The sequence below is a fragment of the Lishizhenia sp. genome (assembly GCF_033720595.1).
GTDB lineage: Bacteria > Bacteroidota > Bacteroidia > Flavobacteriales_D > Crocinitomicaceae > Lishizhenia.
The window spans coordinates 1-15,125 of sequence record NZ_JAWWCF010000061.1; the positions used below are offsets into that span (position 1 = coordinate 1).

Genomic DNA, 15,125 nt, shown 5'->3' on the forward strand with positions numbered 1-15,125 from the left:
ACCTTGGCTTTTAATGCCTCATTCATTGCAATGAATCCACTTTTAGTATCACCTTCCAACATTTTCTTCATGAAGGGTACTAAAATTCCTTTAAAATGCTCTTGATGTGTTAATAAGGTTTGGTTGTCTGAAATGGCTTCCAGTAAAAATTGATGTTGACCATCAAAAACACCTCGGAAGAGCAAATGTCCTTGCCAACGAAACTCTTTGTTTTCATGCACTACTTCAACCATAGGTTTAAATTTCATTCCGGGTAATGCAACAGTTATTTTTTTTCCTTCAACCAGATCCCCGTTTAATTCTTTTACAAAAGGGTTCCATTCCGGGTAATCCTTCGTGTTCATCAATACTTTCCATACTTCATGAACCGGTGCCGCGATAGTAATTTGTGTTGTTATTGTTTTAGCCATAATATGTTTTGTTTGTAGGTACTAAGTTCGTGAACAAACGATGGCGTCGACTTGATATAGATCAAGAAAGTACTGCTTTCTTTCTAATTCTGCTAAACGTTTCAGGAGTCATTCCTAACATGGAGGCTAAATATTGTTGAGGTACGCTGTTGAAAATACTAGGGTTGTATGTATAAAGATGCTGGTATCTTTCTTCGGCAGTCATGGATAAATGACTGAAAACTCGATTTTCTAGCGTGATAAAACAGTCGGAAATAAATTCTTTTTCTATTTGTGCCCAATTGGGAACAAGTTGATGAATTTTTTCAAAATCATTTCTAGCTATGCTAAAAAGCTCAACGTCATCTAAACATTGCATTTGCCAGCGAGAGGGATGTTGGAAAACAAAACTTCTTAAGTCGGTAATAAGTTGACCTGGTCCGGCAATCCATTGGGTGATTTCTTTATCCTTATGTTGGTCAAATATTCTAATATGCCCTTTTTGAAGAAAAGATAATTGCGTACAATAACTTCCTTTTTTAGAATAGAAACTTCCTTTTTGAAATTGTTTTGGTTTAAACAATTCTGCTACTCTAGGTACCTCATCGAGCGGTATTCTAAAGTGATTTTGTATGTGTTGTATAAGTTCCAAACTAATAGATTTTTACAGAAGTCATGGTTAATGAACCCGCAACAGCTTTATCGTTGAACAATTCAATTTCATCTTTTTTCTGAAATAGTCCCATAGTATAGAGGAGAGGAAGGTAGTGCTCTGGTGTAGGAATGGCCATGTCGTAGGCCTCTCCTTGATTGCGGTAATTTATCAAGTTTTTATAATCGTTACTCAATACAAAAGATTTCATTTTAGTACTGGCTTCTTGGGCCCAATCATAGGCATATTCTTCATTTATCTTATCCCACGCCACCTTTCTAAGGTTGTGTACCATATTTCCACTTCCAATAATTAATACACCTCGTTCTCTAAGTACACTTAATTGTTTGGCCAGTTTGTGATGATATTCGGCATCTTTTCTTCTATCTATACTTAATTGTACAACTGGAATATTCGCATTGGGATAGAGATGTTTAATCACACTCCAAGCACCATGGTCTAGTCCCCAAGCATGGTCTAAATCAACAGTTGTACTGGATAGTATTTCCTTGGTAGCATAAGCCAATAAGGGATGACCAGGAGCAGGGTATTCTACATCGAAGAGTTCTTGAGGAAAACCACTAAAATCATGTATAGTTGGTGGATTTTCCATTGCGGTTACCATCGTTCCATTGGTTTCCCAATGTGCCGATATGCATAATATGGCCTTGGGTATAGGTAATTCTGTGGACAGTTTTCTAAACCCTTCAACAAATTCGTTTTCTTCTATAGCATTCATAGGAGAACCATGTCCTAAAAACAATACAGGCATTTTTGGTGTGGAACCAAAGCTTTTGGAGAGTTTATCCAGGTAATTTAAGTTCATCCTTGCTTGTTTAGATTATAAATATCATCAATTTACGAAGAAGAAGCACTAGAATTTTGTCCTTTTAAAGCTTTCTGTAAAAATTAAAGCAATTACTTTCTCTTTACCGTCAAGGATATTTTTTGCAAGCCTCTTATAGCGTGATAGCGTATCTTTTCTTTGTACAAAAACCATCCTCCAATGGCACCGAGTATACTTCCGATTACGATTTCTATTAATCGTAGTTGAATAAGTTCGTTGGGACTTTGCATCATTGGACTAGCAGCCTCAGCCATTAGTATAGTCATAGGAGTAATGAAAATCACAGCCAATACATATTGACGTGTTATGAGCATTTCAATAATAAACTGTAATACGATAATTGCAATACAAATTCCCAAAGCGGTGTCAATTACATTTAAGATAAGCCATGAGAGTCCCATACCGATGAATGTTCCGAGAATTCTGTGTAGGGTTCGTTGCCAGATGTGGTAAAGTGAAGCACCCATCATTACTGCTGAGCAAGAAATTGGAATCCAATAAGGTTTGTCGAAATCTAGTAAGTGTCCTATCAATAATGAAAGAAACATGAAAACACCCATGATTATGGCTTCCATGGAGTTGGCAAAACTGTTTTTCTGTATCATTTTTGGAGCCTCTCTGGTACCGGCATTGGCTTCTTTTCTCACCATGAAAGCGGTATAACTGAGTGCTAATATGCATGTGAAAATAGTTCCTAATCCAATTAATCCAGTCTTAGCTGGTATCTGTGCTAAATCAAAAGGATTGGATAAGGCCATGGAAGCAATAAGAATAAAGAAGAAACTTCCAGGTGGTGAAGTTTTGTAATAAAGTACTACCCAATGAACCGCAAAGGCAAAGACACCCAAAGCAACGGAGGCGACGTAAGGGTTAAAACTGAATAACAATCCCAAAGCAAAAGAGGCCATGAATCCAAAAGAGCTAATGAGTACGGTAATCATTCTGTGTGTTAGAGATCCTTTATGGGGAAGGTATAAAATGACCAATCCACTAATACAGGCATAAATTCCATATTGTAAATTCCCCAAAAAGTAACCTGTTAATATCGGTACTCCCACAGAAAATGCAGCTAAAAAAGGAATGGACAAAGCCCTGTTGTTTTGCTTTAAATGAAAAAGGTTTAGAATTTCTTTTTTTATCGCTTCCTTGTAGAGCATGCATCTATTTTTTTGCAAAGGTACAAGGTCTTCTCCTAAAAATATTGATGCTTCCCTTATTAATTAAGGTATTTGGTCAATTTAATACAGAGCTTTAAAAATGATTAAGATTTAGAAAAATCAATCGTCTTTATTTTTCTCCGAATACTTGGGTGATGTAGATACGTTTTTTTGGGTAATGAATGGCTATTCCAATATCTGCATAACTTAAATCTTTAAAAACCATGTTTTTGTAATGGCCTGGTGATTTGTACCATAAGTCAAAGGCTTCTTTTGCCAAGGCTTTGATTTTAGCAGGATCGTAGGTCGTATAATCTAGGGTTGTAAAGAGAACATTTTCTCCCACAGTTCCAAAATTAGTTCCACCATAAGCTTTTACTCTGTCTTTAGGTGACCTGTATTTATAGTAGCCCTCGTAATGGGTAAGTTTATCCCTTTTTGCTACATAGTCACTATGATGTTGCGCTGCTTTTTTGAGCGTGTCGTTGTAACGGAGTTGAGAACGATTCTTTTTCTTTCTGAGTTCATTTACCAAAAGGGTTATTTCATGACGCAATTCATCACGGTTGATTGCTGTGAATTTAACGGTAGAACTCGCAGACAAACAAAATACACTTACTAGTAGGATAAATACTGTTCTCATTACTTATTCTAACGTAGAAAAGTCAGAAAATTTTATTCAAAGGCATAAAAAAAGTCCCAACACAATGTTGAGACTTTCTGAAACACGGGTGTGTGTTTATATTTTTCCTGGATAAACCTCCAATGCTTTTTCTAAGCAAACTAAAGATTCTTCCAATGCTTCTTTATTCAATACGTAAGCAATACGCGCTTCTTGTTTTCCTAAACCTGGAGTAGAGTAGAACCCTGCACATGGCGCCATCATTACTGTTTTTCCATTGTAGTCAAAGTCTTCTAATAACCATTGACAGAATTTCTCTGCATCATCCACTGGGAATTTAGCAACAGCATAGAATGCTCCTTTTGGTTTTGGACAAAATACACCTGGAATTTTGTTTAATCCATCTACCATGATGTTTCTTCTTTCTACGTATTCTGCAATTACATCATCAAAGTAAGATTGAGGAGTTTGTAGAGCCGCCTCCGCTGCAACTTGTGCATAAGTGGGAGGAGATAATCTTGCTTGACCGAATTTCAATGCAGAAGCCATCACTTCTTCATTTTTTGTAATCAAAGCTCCAATACGAGCTCCACACATTGAGTAACGCTTAGAAACAGAATCAATTAAAACAACGTTATCATCTAGTCCTTCTAATTGCATTACGCTGAAAGGTTGAGCTCCATCGTAACAAAATTCTCTGTATACCTCATCTGCGAATAAGAAGATATCGTGTTTCTTCACTAATTCACCTAACTGCTGAATTTCTTCTTTTGAGTATAGGTAACCTGTAGGATTTCCAGGGTTACAAATAACGATACACTTCGTCTTTGGAGTGATTAACTTTTCTATTTCAGAAATTGCCGGTAATGCAAAACCTTCTTCAATTGATGAAGTTACAGGAACTACATTTAAACCAGCTGCTGTAGCAAAACCATTGTAGTTGGCATAAAAAGGTTCAGGGATAATCACTTCATCACCAGGGTTACAGCAAGACATAAATCCAAATGTCAAAGCCTCAGAACCACCTGTTGTAACCAAGATTTGATCTTTGTTTACATTAATTCCTGACTTTTTATAGTATTCAGATAATCCTTCTCTGTACGATTCGAAACCAGCAGAATGTGAGTATTCCAATACTTTAATATCCGTATTCTTAATAGCTTCTCTGGCTACTTCTGGAGTTTCAATATCTGGCTGACCAATATTTAAATGGAAAACCGTTTTACCAGCCTTCTTTGCTTGCTCAGCATAAGGAACCAATTTACGAATTGGTGATGCTGGCATCAATTGTGCTTTTTCTGAGATACTTGGCATACAATAATTTTTTGCCAAAAATAATACTCCCATTTGCAATAGAACTAAGTTTTGGGTGAAATTCTGTTCTTTTTTTTACTTTTCATGCAACCCTTTTAGAATCAGTTTCGTTCTTTATATATAGAATTCCTTGTTATGGTCCGAGATTTGTACTATATTTGGAGTTCGCAAAAACGATAACTTTTAAATACAATAGCTTATAGCATAAACATTTACTCTACGAAAAGAATTGAAATTATTTAATCTCTAAACAGGGTAAATTATGGCTATGCAAGAACTCACAGACCAACAACTCGTTGCGTTATATTTAAAAGGAAAAGAACAAGCTTTCGAAACTTTATTAATGCGTCACAAAGACAAAATCTATGGTTTTGTTTATATGAAAATTCGTGACCATGCTTTAAGTCAGGATATCTTCCAAGATACTTTTGTGAAAATTGTGAATACACTGAGAAGAGGAGCCTACAACGAAGAAGGAAAGTTTTTACCATGGGCAATGCGTATAGCGCACAACTTGGTGATTGACCACTTCAGAAAAGCAAATAAAACAAGAATGATTTCAGAATCTAGTTCTAAGTCGGATGAATTCAATATTTTTTCTGTGTTGAGTTTAACAGACAAGAATGTAGAGGAGGGATTGATGAAAGATGAGCTTGAACAGCAAATGGTCGGACTAATAGATCACTTACCTGAAACGCAAAAGGAAATTGTGCATATGCGTATTTTCAAAGACATGTCATTTAAAGACATCGCCTTCGAAAAAGATATTAGCATTAACACAGCTTTAGGGCGTATGCGTTATGCTATCATTAATTTGAGAAAAATGATAGAGAAACACAATCTGGTGACGGAAATAGCATAATTATTTAATTATATTGAGGCCTGTTTTATTTGAAACAGGCTTTTTTTGTTTAAAGGAATTTGTATGATATTATCTCCAGTAGTTTTAACAGGTGCAACGGGTTATTTAGGATCTCACATTCTTACTCAACTTTTAGAAAAAGAGTATGAAGTTAGAATAACCACAAGAAGTTTGGCAAAAACGCAAAAAGAAGAACTAATTCTTAAGCTTCAAGAAAAATACCCGAATAAACTATCTATTTACGAGGCAGATTTGTTGGAAGAGGGCAGCTATGATGATGTTATGAAAGGTGCTAAATCACTTATTCATACTGCGAGTCCTTTTAAAATAGAAGGCATAAAAAATCCGAAAAAAGAATTGGTAGATCCTGCAGTAATTGGAACAAGAAATGTTTTGAATGCAGCGAGCAAAGGAGATATTGAACGCGTTATTCAAACCTCTAGTATTGTTGCCGTGTATGGAGATGCAATAGATGTGGAAATGATAGAGGGAGATGCTTTTTCTGAGAAAAACTGGAATGCAACTAGTTCTATATCTCATCAGCCTTATAATTATTCTAAAACGGTGGCGGAAAAGGAGGCTCTAGCCTTGTCTTTGACTTCAACTTGGAGCTTGGTGAGTATAAATCCTGGGTTTATTTTAGGACCTTCTTTAACGAAGCGAACGGACAGCACTAGTATTGATTTTATGTTGAATTTACTCAACGGAAAAATGGCGATGGGAATGCCCGAATTGTATTTTGGAGTGGTGGATGTAAGAGATGTTGCAAAAGCTCACATTATGGCTCTGGAAAATACGGCACTAAAGGGGCGTTTTATATGTAGTAATAAAAGTATGACGATGTTGGAAATGTCCAACATCTTGCGCCAAGAGTTTGGGAAAGCCTATAAGATAGGAAGTAAGGTGTTGCCTAAATTCCTGTTTTATCTCCTGGGTCCTATTATGGCTGGCTTATCATGGTCATATGTGAAAAAGAACATCGGTATTCCATTAAAATTTGATAATACGCGTTCTAAAGAAGAGTTGGGAATGGAGTATAGACCTGTAGAGGAGACTATACTAGACCATGCGCATCAATTAATTAATGATGGGATATTGAAAAAATAAATTCTTTGTATTTTAGAATGTATAAAACTTATATTTAACCAAGGGTTGAATAGGAAATAAACGCAGAAGTAAAACCAGAATGAAGCCGAGCACAGAACTTTTTAAATTGATACAGTCGTTATCAAAATCCGAGAAAAGATTTTTTAAGTTATCTTCTTCTTTACAATCAGGAGAGAAAAACTATTTGAAAATTTTTGACTTTATCGAAAAGCAAGAGGATTACGATGAGGAAGAGCTGAAGGAATATTTTAAAGATGAAACTTTTATCAAGCATCTTCCCTCAGAGAAAAATCATTTGTATAAACTGATTTTGAAAAGTTTAAGGTCTTATTACTCTGATCAGAGTATCAATAGTTTATTGAAGCAAGAGATAAAAAATATTGAGATACTCTACAAAAAAGCACTTTACAAGGAGTGTGAGAAATTCTTAAAGCGTGCGAAAAAAATAGCAGAAGAATACGAAAAATTCTACTACTGGTTTGAGTTGATTTCTTGGGAAAAGAAACTTTTGGAAGAGGCATTTGAAGCCGGAAAATTCGACAGAGATTTAGATGCTCTTATTGAGGAAGAATCAGATGTTATAGATAAACTAAGGAACCTTGCAGAATACCAAGTACTGTACTCTAAAATCAATTACATTTTTAGATCTGGAGGTTTCACCCGAAATGCCGAGGAAAGAAAGGTAGTATCGGATATTGCAAATCATCATTTAATTAAAGGGAAAAATACAGCGCTGAGCTCTAGGGCAGCTTCTATTTGTTATTATATCAAAGGATTGTGTGCTGCAACAAGCAGGGAGTATACAGACAGTTATAAGTTTTTTAACCGAACCAAATATATATTGGATCACAATCCTAAAATCAAAAAGGATTTAGGAAAGCGATACATCTTTACACTCTCACACTTATTGAGGTGTCATATGGATGAGAATGATTTCGAAAGTGCACAAAAATGTTTGGATGAAATCAGTGCTTTGAAAAAGGATAAGAACTTTAAAAATATAGATTTTGAAGTAAGACTTTTCACCATTACGTGTAACGAACAATTACACCTTTTCAATCACATGGGGCAGTTTGAAAAAGCCAAGGATCTTGTACCTGAAATTAATGCAGGAGTTGAAAAGTATGGAGATAAGGTTAACAAAGAGCAACAGCTACTGTTTTCATTTAATCTCGCGTATACATATTTTGGTTTAGCGGACTATAAAACAGCATTGAGTTACATTAATGATGTATTGAATGATAATGAGCAGAATTTAAGACAAGATATTTACAGTTTCTCTCGTTTGTTAAACCTGATCATACATTATGAACTTGGAAACTTAGATTTCTTAGAATATGTTGTGAAATCTACGAATAGATACCTCAACAAAACGGAAAGAGATCACAAGATTGAAAATGTGTTTGTAAAACAGGTAAAACAACTGGCAAAAGCTGGTGATAAAGAGAATGAACAAAAAATTCTCGAGGATATGGCTGCCGAAACACGTGAGTTAATGAAAGATTATGATGAACGTGTTGCTCTAGAGTATGTGGATATAGAAGCGTGGTTAGATGCCAAGCTGAATAACATTAGTTTTACCGAAGCAGTGGTGGCTAAATTGAAATAATTTTAAGGATATAAAAAAAAGGCTTTCAAATTTTGAAAGCCTTTTTTGTTGCTAGAATATTAATGTGTAAGAAAGTATTATTGAATTGGATGCAGTAGATATTGTGCTGCCTACATCCCCAAACGTTGGGTTCACCATGAAGTACTCTTGGTCGAATATTTTGTTTTTGTAGGCAATGTCGATCTGTGAGTTTCTCCATTTTTTACCTATTCCCATCGTAATGAGCTGCGTTGAATAGTTTTTCGATATTTCTTTTTTGTACGGACTTGGTAAGAATGCATATCCACCTCGAACGAAGAATGTACCACCAATGGATAATTCACCTCCAATTCTTAGATTTAAAACATTTCTATATTGATTTCTAACTTCTTGGTTTTCCGTGGCGAAATCATAATTGTCGTTATTCGTCAATATAGGCTTTAATCGCGCTGTATTGTACGCAACATGCTCCACATCTACATTGATAGATCCCTTCATGTTAAAAACATAGGCGATAGATGCTTTTGTTTTCATAGGGGTCCAAATTCTATAGTCGTATTCCCCAGTAGGAATGAAATCAACGGCTGTTTTTGTTTCAACATATTCTGTACCATTGTAGATGGAAGCCTTCATTCTAGCTGTCCAGTTATCTGTTAAGCGCAAGAAACTAGGAGTCTCTAAAGATAAGCCCATGCGAAGTGCTTCGGAGTGTAAGTATAAGAATCCTAACTTCATATTAAATCCACCACCGCTCGTTTCTAAATTGTAGATATAATCAAAATACTCAAAGTTTACTTCTTGGTCTGCAACAGCAGTTTCCGTATGCGTATACTCTTCTTTGTAATTTACTGTTCTATAATTTGCGTTGGCCCCAAAGTAGAAACGGTTTAAATAATTCAAGGAGAAACCAATGTTGTAATCTCCCATACCTCCGCGTTTTTCAATATTTCGAGTTTGGTTCACTGTGCGCGAAGAAATAGAAGGATTATTCAAAGACGAATAGTATTCTTGGTTTGGATAGTCATAATCTAATAAATAAACCTCATAAGCTAAACCTGTGGTAAAGGGGCGGTAAAAATAAATATCATCATTGTCTGGAGATATTCCATCACCTAAGGCTACAAACTCATCTAACAGAGAAACATCATTTCTTCCGGAAATTTGAATGTTCGAGTGGTAGTTATTGACGCGTGTGTATCCTAGAGTGAATTGACTAAAAGTGATACCTGAACGAGAGGTAGATTGGTCTGTGGTTAATACAAGGCCAAGGGTACCCATTTTAAAGGCGTTCCCGAAATCATTACTTTGTTGATTGGCGTAAGTACTACGTGTGTCTATTAAATTATTGCGAAAACTAAAAGAAAATTGACTCGTAGAAAACCTTGCGATTCCTGCAGGGTTAATTTGACTACTGGAAAAGTCAGCTCCTAATGCTCCAAAAGATCCTGCCATGGCTTCAAAACGTGCTGAACCTTGGTAATCCGTCATACTGTAACGTAAAGCGTCATCTTCGTTTTGGGCAATAGAAAGTTGGGAGATTAATATCCCTAATGTTAATGTTAAATATTTCTTCATGTCTACCTTCTTCTAGATGTTGATGTTGAACCTCCTGAACTAGACCTTCTCGAACCTCCACTAGTTCCACTGGACGACCTTGATGATCCACCAGAACTTGTACTCGGTGTAGGGCGTGTACTGCTGCGCGGTGTTGTGATTTTCACACCATTTCCGTTGGTAGGAGTACCTAAAGTTGTTGATCTTCCTGAGGAAGTTGATCCAGCAGATCTTCTACTACTACCGTTTATAGGTTGTGTTGTTCTTTCTTGAGAAGAGGATTGTGGCGACCTATACGTTCGTGTAGGTTGTTTTGATTGTGCATTCCCTGTATAAGATTGTTGTCCGGACGGTTTAACTGCAGAAGAGCCTGAGTTTTTTACGGTTCTATTCGGTTTTCCACTTCCAATTTGGTAGCTCGTACCTATATTTCTTCTTACCGTTTGCTGTTGTGCAATGTTATTGTTTCTATCCACTCTTCCTGGTGTTCTCGGTGTATTATGAATTACAGCTGGACTATTTTTTAAGGTAGATGGATAATTAGAATTTCTTGGAGCACCTACAGTAGGTGTAGTTCTGTGTTGATAGAAGTGATTGGGGTTATGGCTGGCAACATTTCCTCCGTACCCGCCAAATCCATTACTGTATTGTCCGTAACCGTAATAAAAATTTGGACCGATGAATACTTGATGTTGATTCATCCACATATACGGATTATAATAAGGGTTTCCATATATACTATATCCATACCCATAAGTAAGCCCTTGGTAAAAGCCATTATAATAATAAGGAACTAAATGCATATGTCCGTAATAAGGAGACGGGAAAAAGGGCGAGCCCATATTACCAAAATTGTTGATTACAGTAAAATTCCCTCTAAAAGGAGTGAAATGGTCTTGTGTAACGATAATTTCCTCTCTTTCTTGCGCTTTAAAATTGGCAAAGGAAGTAGGATCCGTTTCGTCTTCGAATAGGGTAGAGGCAGTGGGTTGTTGCATATAGACGTCATTATCCGCTATTGAACCAGAGGTGGCACAAGAGCCGAGAAAAAGTCCTGCAAGACAAACTGTACTAAACGCGATCAAATTTTTCATAGTTTTGTCTTTTATAAAATTCATAATAAGGCAAAGTTTTTACCTTTGTTGTGAACAAAAGATACAATAATTATACCGTTTTATATGGCACAGAAATTAACGAAAAGATCAGAGGACTATTCTAGCTGGTACAATGAGTTGGTTGGAAAAGCTGATTTAGCTGAGCACTCTGACGTAAGAGGTTGTATGGTAATTAAACCATACGGTTTTGCGATTTGGGAGAAGATGAAAGAGATATTAGATGCAAAGTTTAAAGAAACTGGGCACTCTAACGCCTATTTTCCAATTTTTATTCCAAAATCTTACTTAAGTAAAGAAGCTGCTCACGTTGATGGATTTGCTAAAGAATGTGCGGTAGTTACGCATTACAGATTAAAGACCAATGAAGCTGGTGATGGAGTTGTTGTAGATCCGGACGCGAAATTAGAAGAGGAATTAATTGTACGTCCAACGTCTGAAACGATCATCTGGAATTCTTTTGGTAAGTGGATTCAATCTTACCGTGACTTACCGATTAAAATAAACCAATGGGCGAATGTTGTACGTTGGGAATTGAGAACGCGTTTGTTTTTAAGAACTGCAGAGTTCCTTTGGCAAGAAGGTCACACTGCGCATGCAACAAAGGCAGAGGCAATAGCTGAAGCGGAACAAATGTTGGAAGTTTATGCTGATTTTGCAGAAAATTACATGGCGATGCCGGTGATCAAAGGATTGAAAACGGAAAGTGAAAGATTTGCTGGTGCCGACGAAACATATTGTATTGAAGCAATGATGCAAGATGGTAAAGCACTTCAGGCGGGTACTTCTCACTTCCTTGGTCAAAACTTTGCCAAGGCATTTGATGTGAAGTTCTCAGATAAAGAAGGAAAACAAGAACACGTTTGGGCAACTTCTTGGGGAGTTTCTACTCGTTTGATGGGAGCATTAATTATGACACATTCGGATGATGAAGGATTGGTTTTACCACCGGCCTTAGCACCGATTCAAGTTGCCATCATTCCTATATACAAAGGAGAAGAACAATTAGCAGCAATTACAGAGAAAATAACTCCTGTAATAGAGGCTTTAAAAAAGCAAGGTGTAAGCGTTAAGTTTGATGATGATGACAACCGTAGACCAGGATGGAAATTTGCTGAATACGAAACAAAGGGTGTTCCTGTAAGATTAGCTATAGGACAAAGAGATTTAGCCAACGGTAAAGCAGAGGTTGCGCGTCGTGATACAAAAGAGAAGAATTTAGTAGATTTTGAAGGTGTGGATCAATACATCATTAATCTTTTAGATGAGATTCAAGAGAATTTATTGAATAGATCTAAAGCTTTCAGAGATGAAAACATCCGCGAAGCAAACTCTTACGATGAATTCAAAGAGATAATTGAGAAAGATGGTGGTTTCGTTTCAGCTCACTGGGATGGAACAATAGAAACAGAAGAGCAAATCAAGAACGAGACTAAGGCTACGATTAGATGTATTCCTTTTACTGAAAAAGAGGAGGGGACATGTATGGTGACTGGTAAACCTTCTAAGGGAAGAGTTTTGTTTGCGAAAGCATATTAAAATATACCCAAAAACTAAAACTAAGCCATGGGAGAGTGTACAGAAAAGATCAAAGACCTTTTATTGAATAGGGCGGTATTAAAGCAAGATGTGTTTGATAACACGAAAGAACAGTTTCAAATCTTTAAAGAGGTTGTTAAAACTGAGTTGGATTGCTTAAAGTCTGAATTGAAAAATGATAGAGTTCGTCTTTTTTATGAGGATAAAGGTGACTTTGAAATTCACGCTTATATAGGTAGTGATGTTTTAGTTTTTAATATGCATACAAATGTTTTTCGATTTACGGATGATAACCCCTTGTGGAAGTCTTCTTATTTAGCGAACAATAAAGGTATGGGATATTGTGGGGTGATAAACGTTTATAACTTCCTTGCAGAATCTTTTTTGCAAGGAAGAATGAACGATGCCGGTTTTTTAATAGGTAGAGTATTCTTAAATAAAGAAAATCACTTCCTAGTAGAAGGTAAAGGTCAGCTAGGTTTTTTGTTCCGCGACTTTGTAAATTCTACCCTTTCTAAAGAGATTTGGAAAGACATAGTAGAGCGAACTTTTATACATGCCATAGAATTTGATTTAATTTCTCCACCTTACGAAAAAGTGAATGTAGTAAGCGTTATGCAGATTAAATCATTGAGTTCCAGTCTTCAAATGAAGACGAGCAAACGTCTAGGGTTTAAGTTCCAGGCAGAGCAAGAAAAAATAATTTAATTTTTTTCAAAAAAAGTATTGCGGGTTTAAGAAATGTGTGTATATTTGCACCCGCAATCGCAAAGCAAACGAGCTTAGCAGACTTGAAAAAGGCCCATTCGTCTAGTGGTTAGGACGCCAGGTTTTCATCCTGGAAACAGGAGTTCGATTCTCCTATGGGCTACCAAAATTGACATCAAAAAAAAGTTTTACTAAAATGATTTTTTAGTTGCTAATTAAAAAATAAGTATTACTTTTGTCACCCGTAACAACGGCCCATTCGTCTAGTGGTTAGGACGCCAGGTTTTCATCCTGGAAACAGGAGTTCGATTCTCCTATGGGCTACAAAGCTAACAGCATAATAAACAAGAAAGATAATGGCGAATCATAAGTCAGCACAAAAAAGAATAAGATCAAACGAAGCTAAAAAACTTCGTAACAAATATCAGCACAAGACGACACGTAATGCGATTAGAGATTTGCGTGCTACAACTGATAAGAGCGAAGCGGAAAAAATGTTCCCAACTGTTTCTTCAATGTTAGACAAATTAGCGAAGAGAAACATTATTCACAAGAACAAAGCTGCGAACTTAAAGTCAGGATTAGCTGCACACATCGCAACGTTGTAAGAAGCTTATAAAGAAATTTTAAGGAGACTCCAAACGAGTCTCCTTTTTGTGTTTTCAGTAATATGGAATTAACAAAAGATTGGAAAGGCCTGCTGGAGGAGGAAATGCAGCAGGAGTATTTTCAAGAGCTTCAGAAATTTGTAGAAGCTGAATATGAGGGTAAACATCCTATCTACCCCAAGAAAGATCATGTTTTTCATGCTTTTAATTCTTGTGCATTAGAAGATGCAAGGGTGGTGATTTTAGGTCAAGATCCTTACCATGGACCAGGCCAGGCAGATGGTTTGTGCTTTTCAGTACCTCCTGGTGTTAATTTCCCCCCTTCCTTAAGAAATATCTTATTGGAACTCAAAGAAGATGTTGGTAATGAAATTCCTTTTACAGGAAGTCTTCAGGAGTGGGCTAATCAAGGAGTGCTTTTACTCAATGCTACCTTAACCGTAAGAGGAGGTGAAGCGGGAAGTCACCAAAAGCAAGGTTGGGAAACCTTTACAGATCGTGTGATAGCCTTACTTTCGGAGGAGAAATCAAATCTTGTTTTTTTATTGTGGGGTGGTTATGCCAGAAAGAAGGTCAAATTAATTGATGCCAACAAACATCTTATCTTAGAAAGTGGACACCCATCACCGCTAAGTGCAAATCGAGGTCATTGGTTCGGAAATAGGCATTTTTCAAAGTGTAATGAATATTTGATTAAGCATAACAAAGCACCAATAAACTGGTAGAAATTAACCTGAAAACATGCCGTTGAATATTCTCTCTGAATCACTTAAATTTTCTCGAAAACTATTTATCTTTGCTTGCGATGGAAATTAAGAATGATTTAATTCTACGTGCTGCACGTGGAGAAGAAATAGAGCGTTACCCTGTATGGTTAATGCGTCAGGCAGGAAGAATTTTACCTGAATATAGAGCTGTAAGATCTTCACTTTCTGGTTTTAAGGAATTGGTAGAGACGCCTGAATTGGCTGCTGAAGTAACAATACAACCGGTAGACCTTTTAGGAGTAGATGCGGCAATTGTCTTTTCAGATATTTTAGTAGTACCTGAGGCTATGGGCTTGGAG

The 15,125-nt window shown here is 36.5% G+C and carries 16 protein-coding genes and 2 tRNA genes; 10 read left to right on the top strand and 8 right to left on the bottom strand.

Annotated features, from left to right (window positions below):
- From R3333_RS06160 to R3333_RS06185, 6 genes are all read right to left on the bottom strand, one after another.
- Nucleotides 1-410, bottom strand: a 410-nt coding sequence (locus R3333_RS06160) for an SRPBCC domain-containing protein (protein WP_318957913.1), incomplete at its 3' end; no start/stop codon positions are given.
- 61 nt (nucleotides 411-471) lie between these two features.
- Nucleotides 472-1,041, bottom strand: a complete 570-nt coding sequence (locus tag R3333_RS06165) for a Crp/Fnr family transcriptional regulator (protein WP_318957914.1) — start codon at nucleotides 1,039-1,041, stop codon at nucleotides 472-474.
- Between the two features lies 1 nt (nucleotide 1,042).
- Nucleotides 1,043-1,867 (bottom strand): 4,5-DOPA dioxygenase extradiol, encoded by an 825-nt coding sequence (ygiD, locus tag R3333_RS06170; protein ID WP_318957915.1) that lies wholly within the window; start codon nucleotides 1,865-1,867, stop codon nucleotides 1,043-1,045.
- A 92-nt stretch (nucleotides 1,868-1,959) separates the two neighbouring features.
- Nucleotides 1,960-3,045, bottom strand: coding sequence for an FUSC family protein (locus tag R3333_RS06175; RefSeq protein WP_318957916.1), 1,086 nt, complete (start codon nucleotides 3,043-3,045; stop codon nucleotides 1,960-1,962).
- 130 nt (nucleotides 3,046-3,175) lie between these two features.
- Entirely contained in the window at nucleotides 3,176-3,688 is a 513-nt protein-coding gene (locus tag R3333_RS06180) for a CAP domain-containing protein (protein ID WP_318957917.1), read from the bottom strand.
- A 96-nt stretch (nucleotides 3,689-3,784) separates the two neighbouring features.
- The gene (locus R3333_RS06185; RefSeq protein WP_318957918.1) at nucleotides 3,785-4,981 is read right to left on the bottom strand and encodes a pyridoxal phosphate-dependent aminotransferase; all 1,197 of its coding nucleotides are present in this window, start codon (nucleotides 4,979-4,981) and stop codon (nucleotides 3,785-3,787) included.
- A gap of 262 nt (nucleotides 4,982-5,243) precedes the next feature.
- Between R3333_RS06185 and R3333_RS06190 the strand changes: the two genes are divergently transcribed.
- The 3 genes from R3333_RS06190 to R3333_RS06200 all read left to right on the top strand — a co-directional run bounded on the left by R3333_RS06190 (nucleotide 5,244) and on the right by R3333_RS06200 (nucleotide 8,559).
- Nucleotides 5,244-5,843: an RNA polymerase sigma factor gene (locus R3333_RS06190; protein ID WP_318957919.1), complete on the top strand. Its 600-nt coding sequence runs from the start codon at nucleotides 5,244-5,246 to the stop codon at nucleotides 5,841-5,843.
- Between the two features lie 63 nt (nucleotides 5,844-5,906).
- A complete protein-coding gene (locus R3333_RS06195) occupies nucleotides 5,907-6,950 on the top strand; it encodes an NAD-dependent epimerase/dehydratase family protein (RefSeq protein WP_318957920.1) in 1,044 nt (347 codons plus the stop codon).
- A gap of 79 nt (nucleotides 6,951-7,029) precedes the next feature.
- On the top strand, nucleotides 7,030-8,559 hold the full coding sequence (locus R3333_RS06200; RefSeq protein ID WP_318957921.1) for a hypothetical protein: 1,530 nt from the start codon (nucleotides 7,030-7,032) through the stop codon (nucleotides 8,557-8,559).
- A 51-nt stretch (nucleotides 8,560-8,610) separates the two neighbouring features.
- Here R3333_RS06200 and R3333_RS06205 read toward each other — a convergent pair whose 3' ends face one another.
- The gene (locus tag R3333_RS06205; RefSeq protein WP_318957922.1) at nucleotides 8,611-10,113 is read right to left on the bottom strand and encodes a hypothetical protein; all 1,503 of its coding nucleotides are present in this window, start codon (nucleotides 10,111-10,113) and stop codon (nucleotides 8,611-8,613) included.
- A gap of 2 nt (nucleotides 10,114-10,115) precedes the next feature.
- Complete coding sequence (locus R3333_RS06210; RefSeq protein WP_318957923.1) at nucleotides 10,116-11,186, bottom strand: hypothetical protein; 1,071 nt, start codon at nucleotides 11,184-11,186, stop codon at nucleotides 10,116-10,118.
- Nucleotides 11,187-11,270: 84 nt separating this feature from the next.
- On the opposite strand from R3333_RS06210, the gene proS reads away from it, so the two are divergent.
- The 7 genes from proS to R3333_RS06245 all read left to right on the top strand — a co-directional run.
- Nucleotides 11,271-12,743: a proline--tRNA ligase gene (gene proS, locus R3333_RS06215; protein WP_318957924.1), complete on the top strand. Its 1,473-nt coding sequence runs from the start codon at nucleotides 11,271-11,273 to the stop codon at nucleotides 12,741-12,743.
- A gap of 27 nt (nucleotides 12,744-12,770) precedes the next feature.
- Nucleotides 12,771-13,451, top strand: a complete 681-nt coding sequence (locus tag R3333_RS06220) for a hypothetical protein (protein WP_318957925.1) — start codon at nucleotides 12,771-12,773, stop codon at nucleotides 13,449-13,451.
- A 91-nt stretch (nucleotides 13,452-13,542) separates the two neighbouring features.
- Nucleotides 13,543-13,617: transfer RNA gene (locus tag R3333_RS06225), tRNA-Glu, on the top strand.
- Nucleotides 13,618-13,703: 86 nt separating this feature from the next.
- Nucleotides 13,704-13,775 (top strand) — tRNA-Glu (locus R3333_RS06230).
- A 32-nt stretch (nucleotides 13,776-13,807) separates the two neighbouring features.
- Nucleotides 13,808-14,059, top strand: coding sequence for a 30S ribosomal protein S20 (gene rpsT / locus R3333_RS06235; protein WP_318957926.1), 252 nt, complete (start codon nucleotides 13,808-13,810; stop codon nucleotides 14,057-14,059).
- 62 nt (nucleotides 14,060-14,121) lie between these two features.
- The gene (gene ung / locus R3333_RS06240) at nucleotides 14,122-14,784 is read left to right on the top strand and encodes a uracil-DNA glycosylase (RefSeq protein ID WP_318957927.1); all 663 of its coding nucleotides are present in this window, start codon (nucleotides 14,122-14,124) and stop codon (nucleotides 14,782-14,784) included.
- Between the two features lie 80 nt (nucleotides 14,785-14,864).
- Nucleotides 14,865-15,125: uroporphyrinogen decarboxylase family protein (locus tag R3333_RS06245; protein ID WP_318957928.1), on the top strand; the 261-nt coding region annotated here is incomplete at its 3' end.

Excerpts from the sequence above, each read along its gene's own strand:
- proS (WP_318957924.1), top strand. The coding sequence starts at position 11,271 with ATGGCACAGAAATTAACGAAAAGATCAGAGGACTATTCTAGCTGGTAC.
- R3333_RS06195 (WP_318957920.1), top strand. The coding sequence starts at position 5,907 with ATGATATTATCTCCAGTAGTTTTAACAGGTGCAACGGGTTATTTAGGA.
- R3333_RS06220 (WP_318957925.1), top strand. The coding sequence starts at position 12,771 with ATGGGAGAGTGTACAGAAAAGATCAAAGACCTTTTATTGAATAGGGCG.
- rpsT (WP_318957926.1), top strand. The coding sequence starts at position 13,808 with ATGGCGAATCATAAGTCAGCACAAAAAAGAATAAGATCAAACGAAGCT.
- ygiD (WP_318957915.1), bottom strand. The coding sequence starts at position 1,867 with ATGAACTTAAATTACCTGGATAAACTCTCCAAAAGCTTTGGTTCCACA.
- R3333_RS06180 (WP_318957917.1), bottom strand. The coding sequence starts at position 3,688 with ATGAGAACAGTATTTATCCTACTAGTAAGTGTATTTTGTTTGTCTGCG.
- R3333_RS06190 (WP_318957919.1), top strand. The coding sequence starts at position 5,244 with ATGGCTATGCAAGAACTCACAGACCAACAACTCGTTGCGTTATATTTA.
- R3333_RS06205 (WP_318957922.1), bottom strand. The coding sequence starts at position 10,113 with ATGAAGAAATATTTAACATTAACATTAGGGATATTAATCTCCCAACTT.
- R3333_RS06185 (WP_318957918.1), bottom strand. The coding sequence starts at position 4,981 with ATGCCAAGTATCTCAGAAAAAGCACAATTGATGCCAGCATCACCAATT.
- R3333_RS06210 (WP_318957923.1), bottom strand. The coding sequence starts at position 11,186 with ATGAAAAATTTGATCGCGTTTAGTACAGTTTGTCTTGCAGGACTTTTT.
- ung (WP_318957927.1), top strand. The coding sequence starts at position 14,122 with ATGGAATTAACAAAAGATTGGAAAGGCCTGCTGGAGGAGGAAATGCAG.
- R3333_RS06175 (WP_318957916.1), bottom strand. The coding sequence starts at position 3,045 with ATGCTCTACAAGGAAGCGATAAAAAAAGAAATTCTAAACCTTTTTCAT.
- R3333_RS06200 (WP_318957921.1), top strand. The coding sequence starts at position 7,030 with ATGAAGCCGAGCACAGAACTTTTTAAATTGATACAGTCGTTATCAAAA.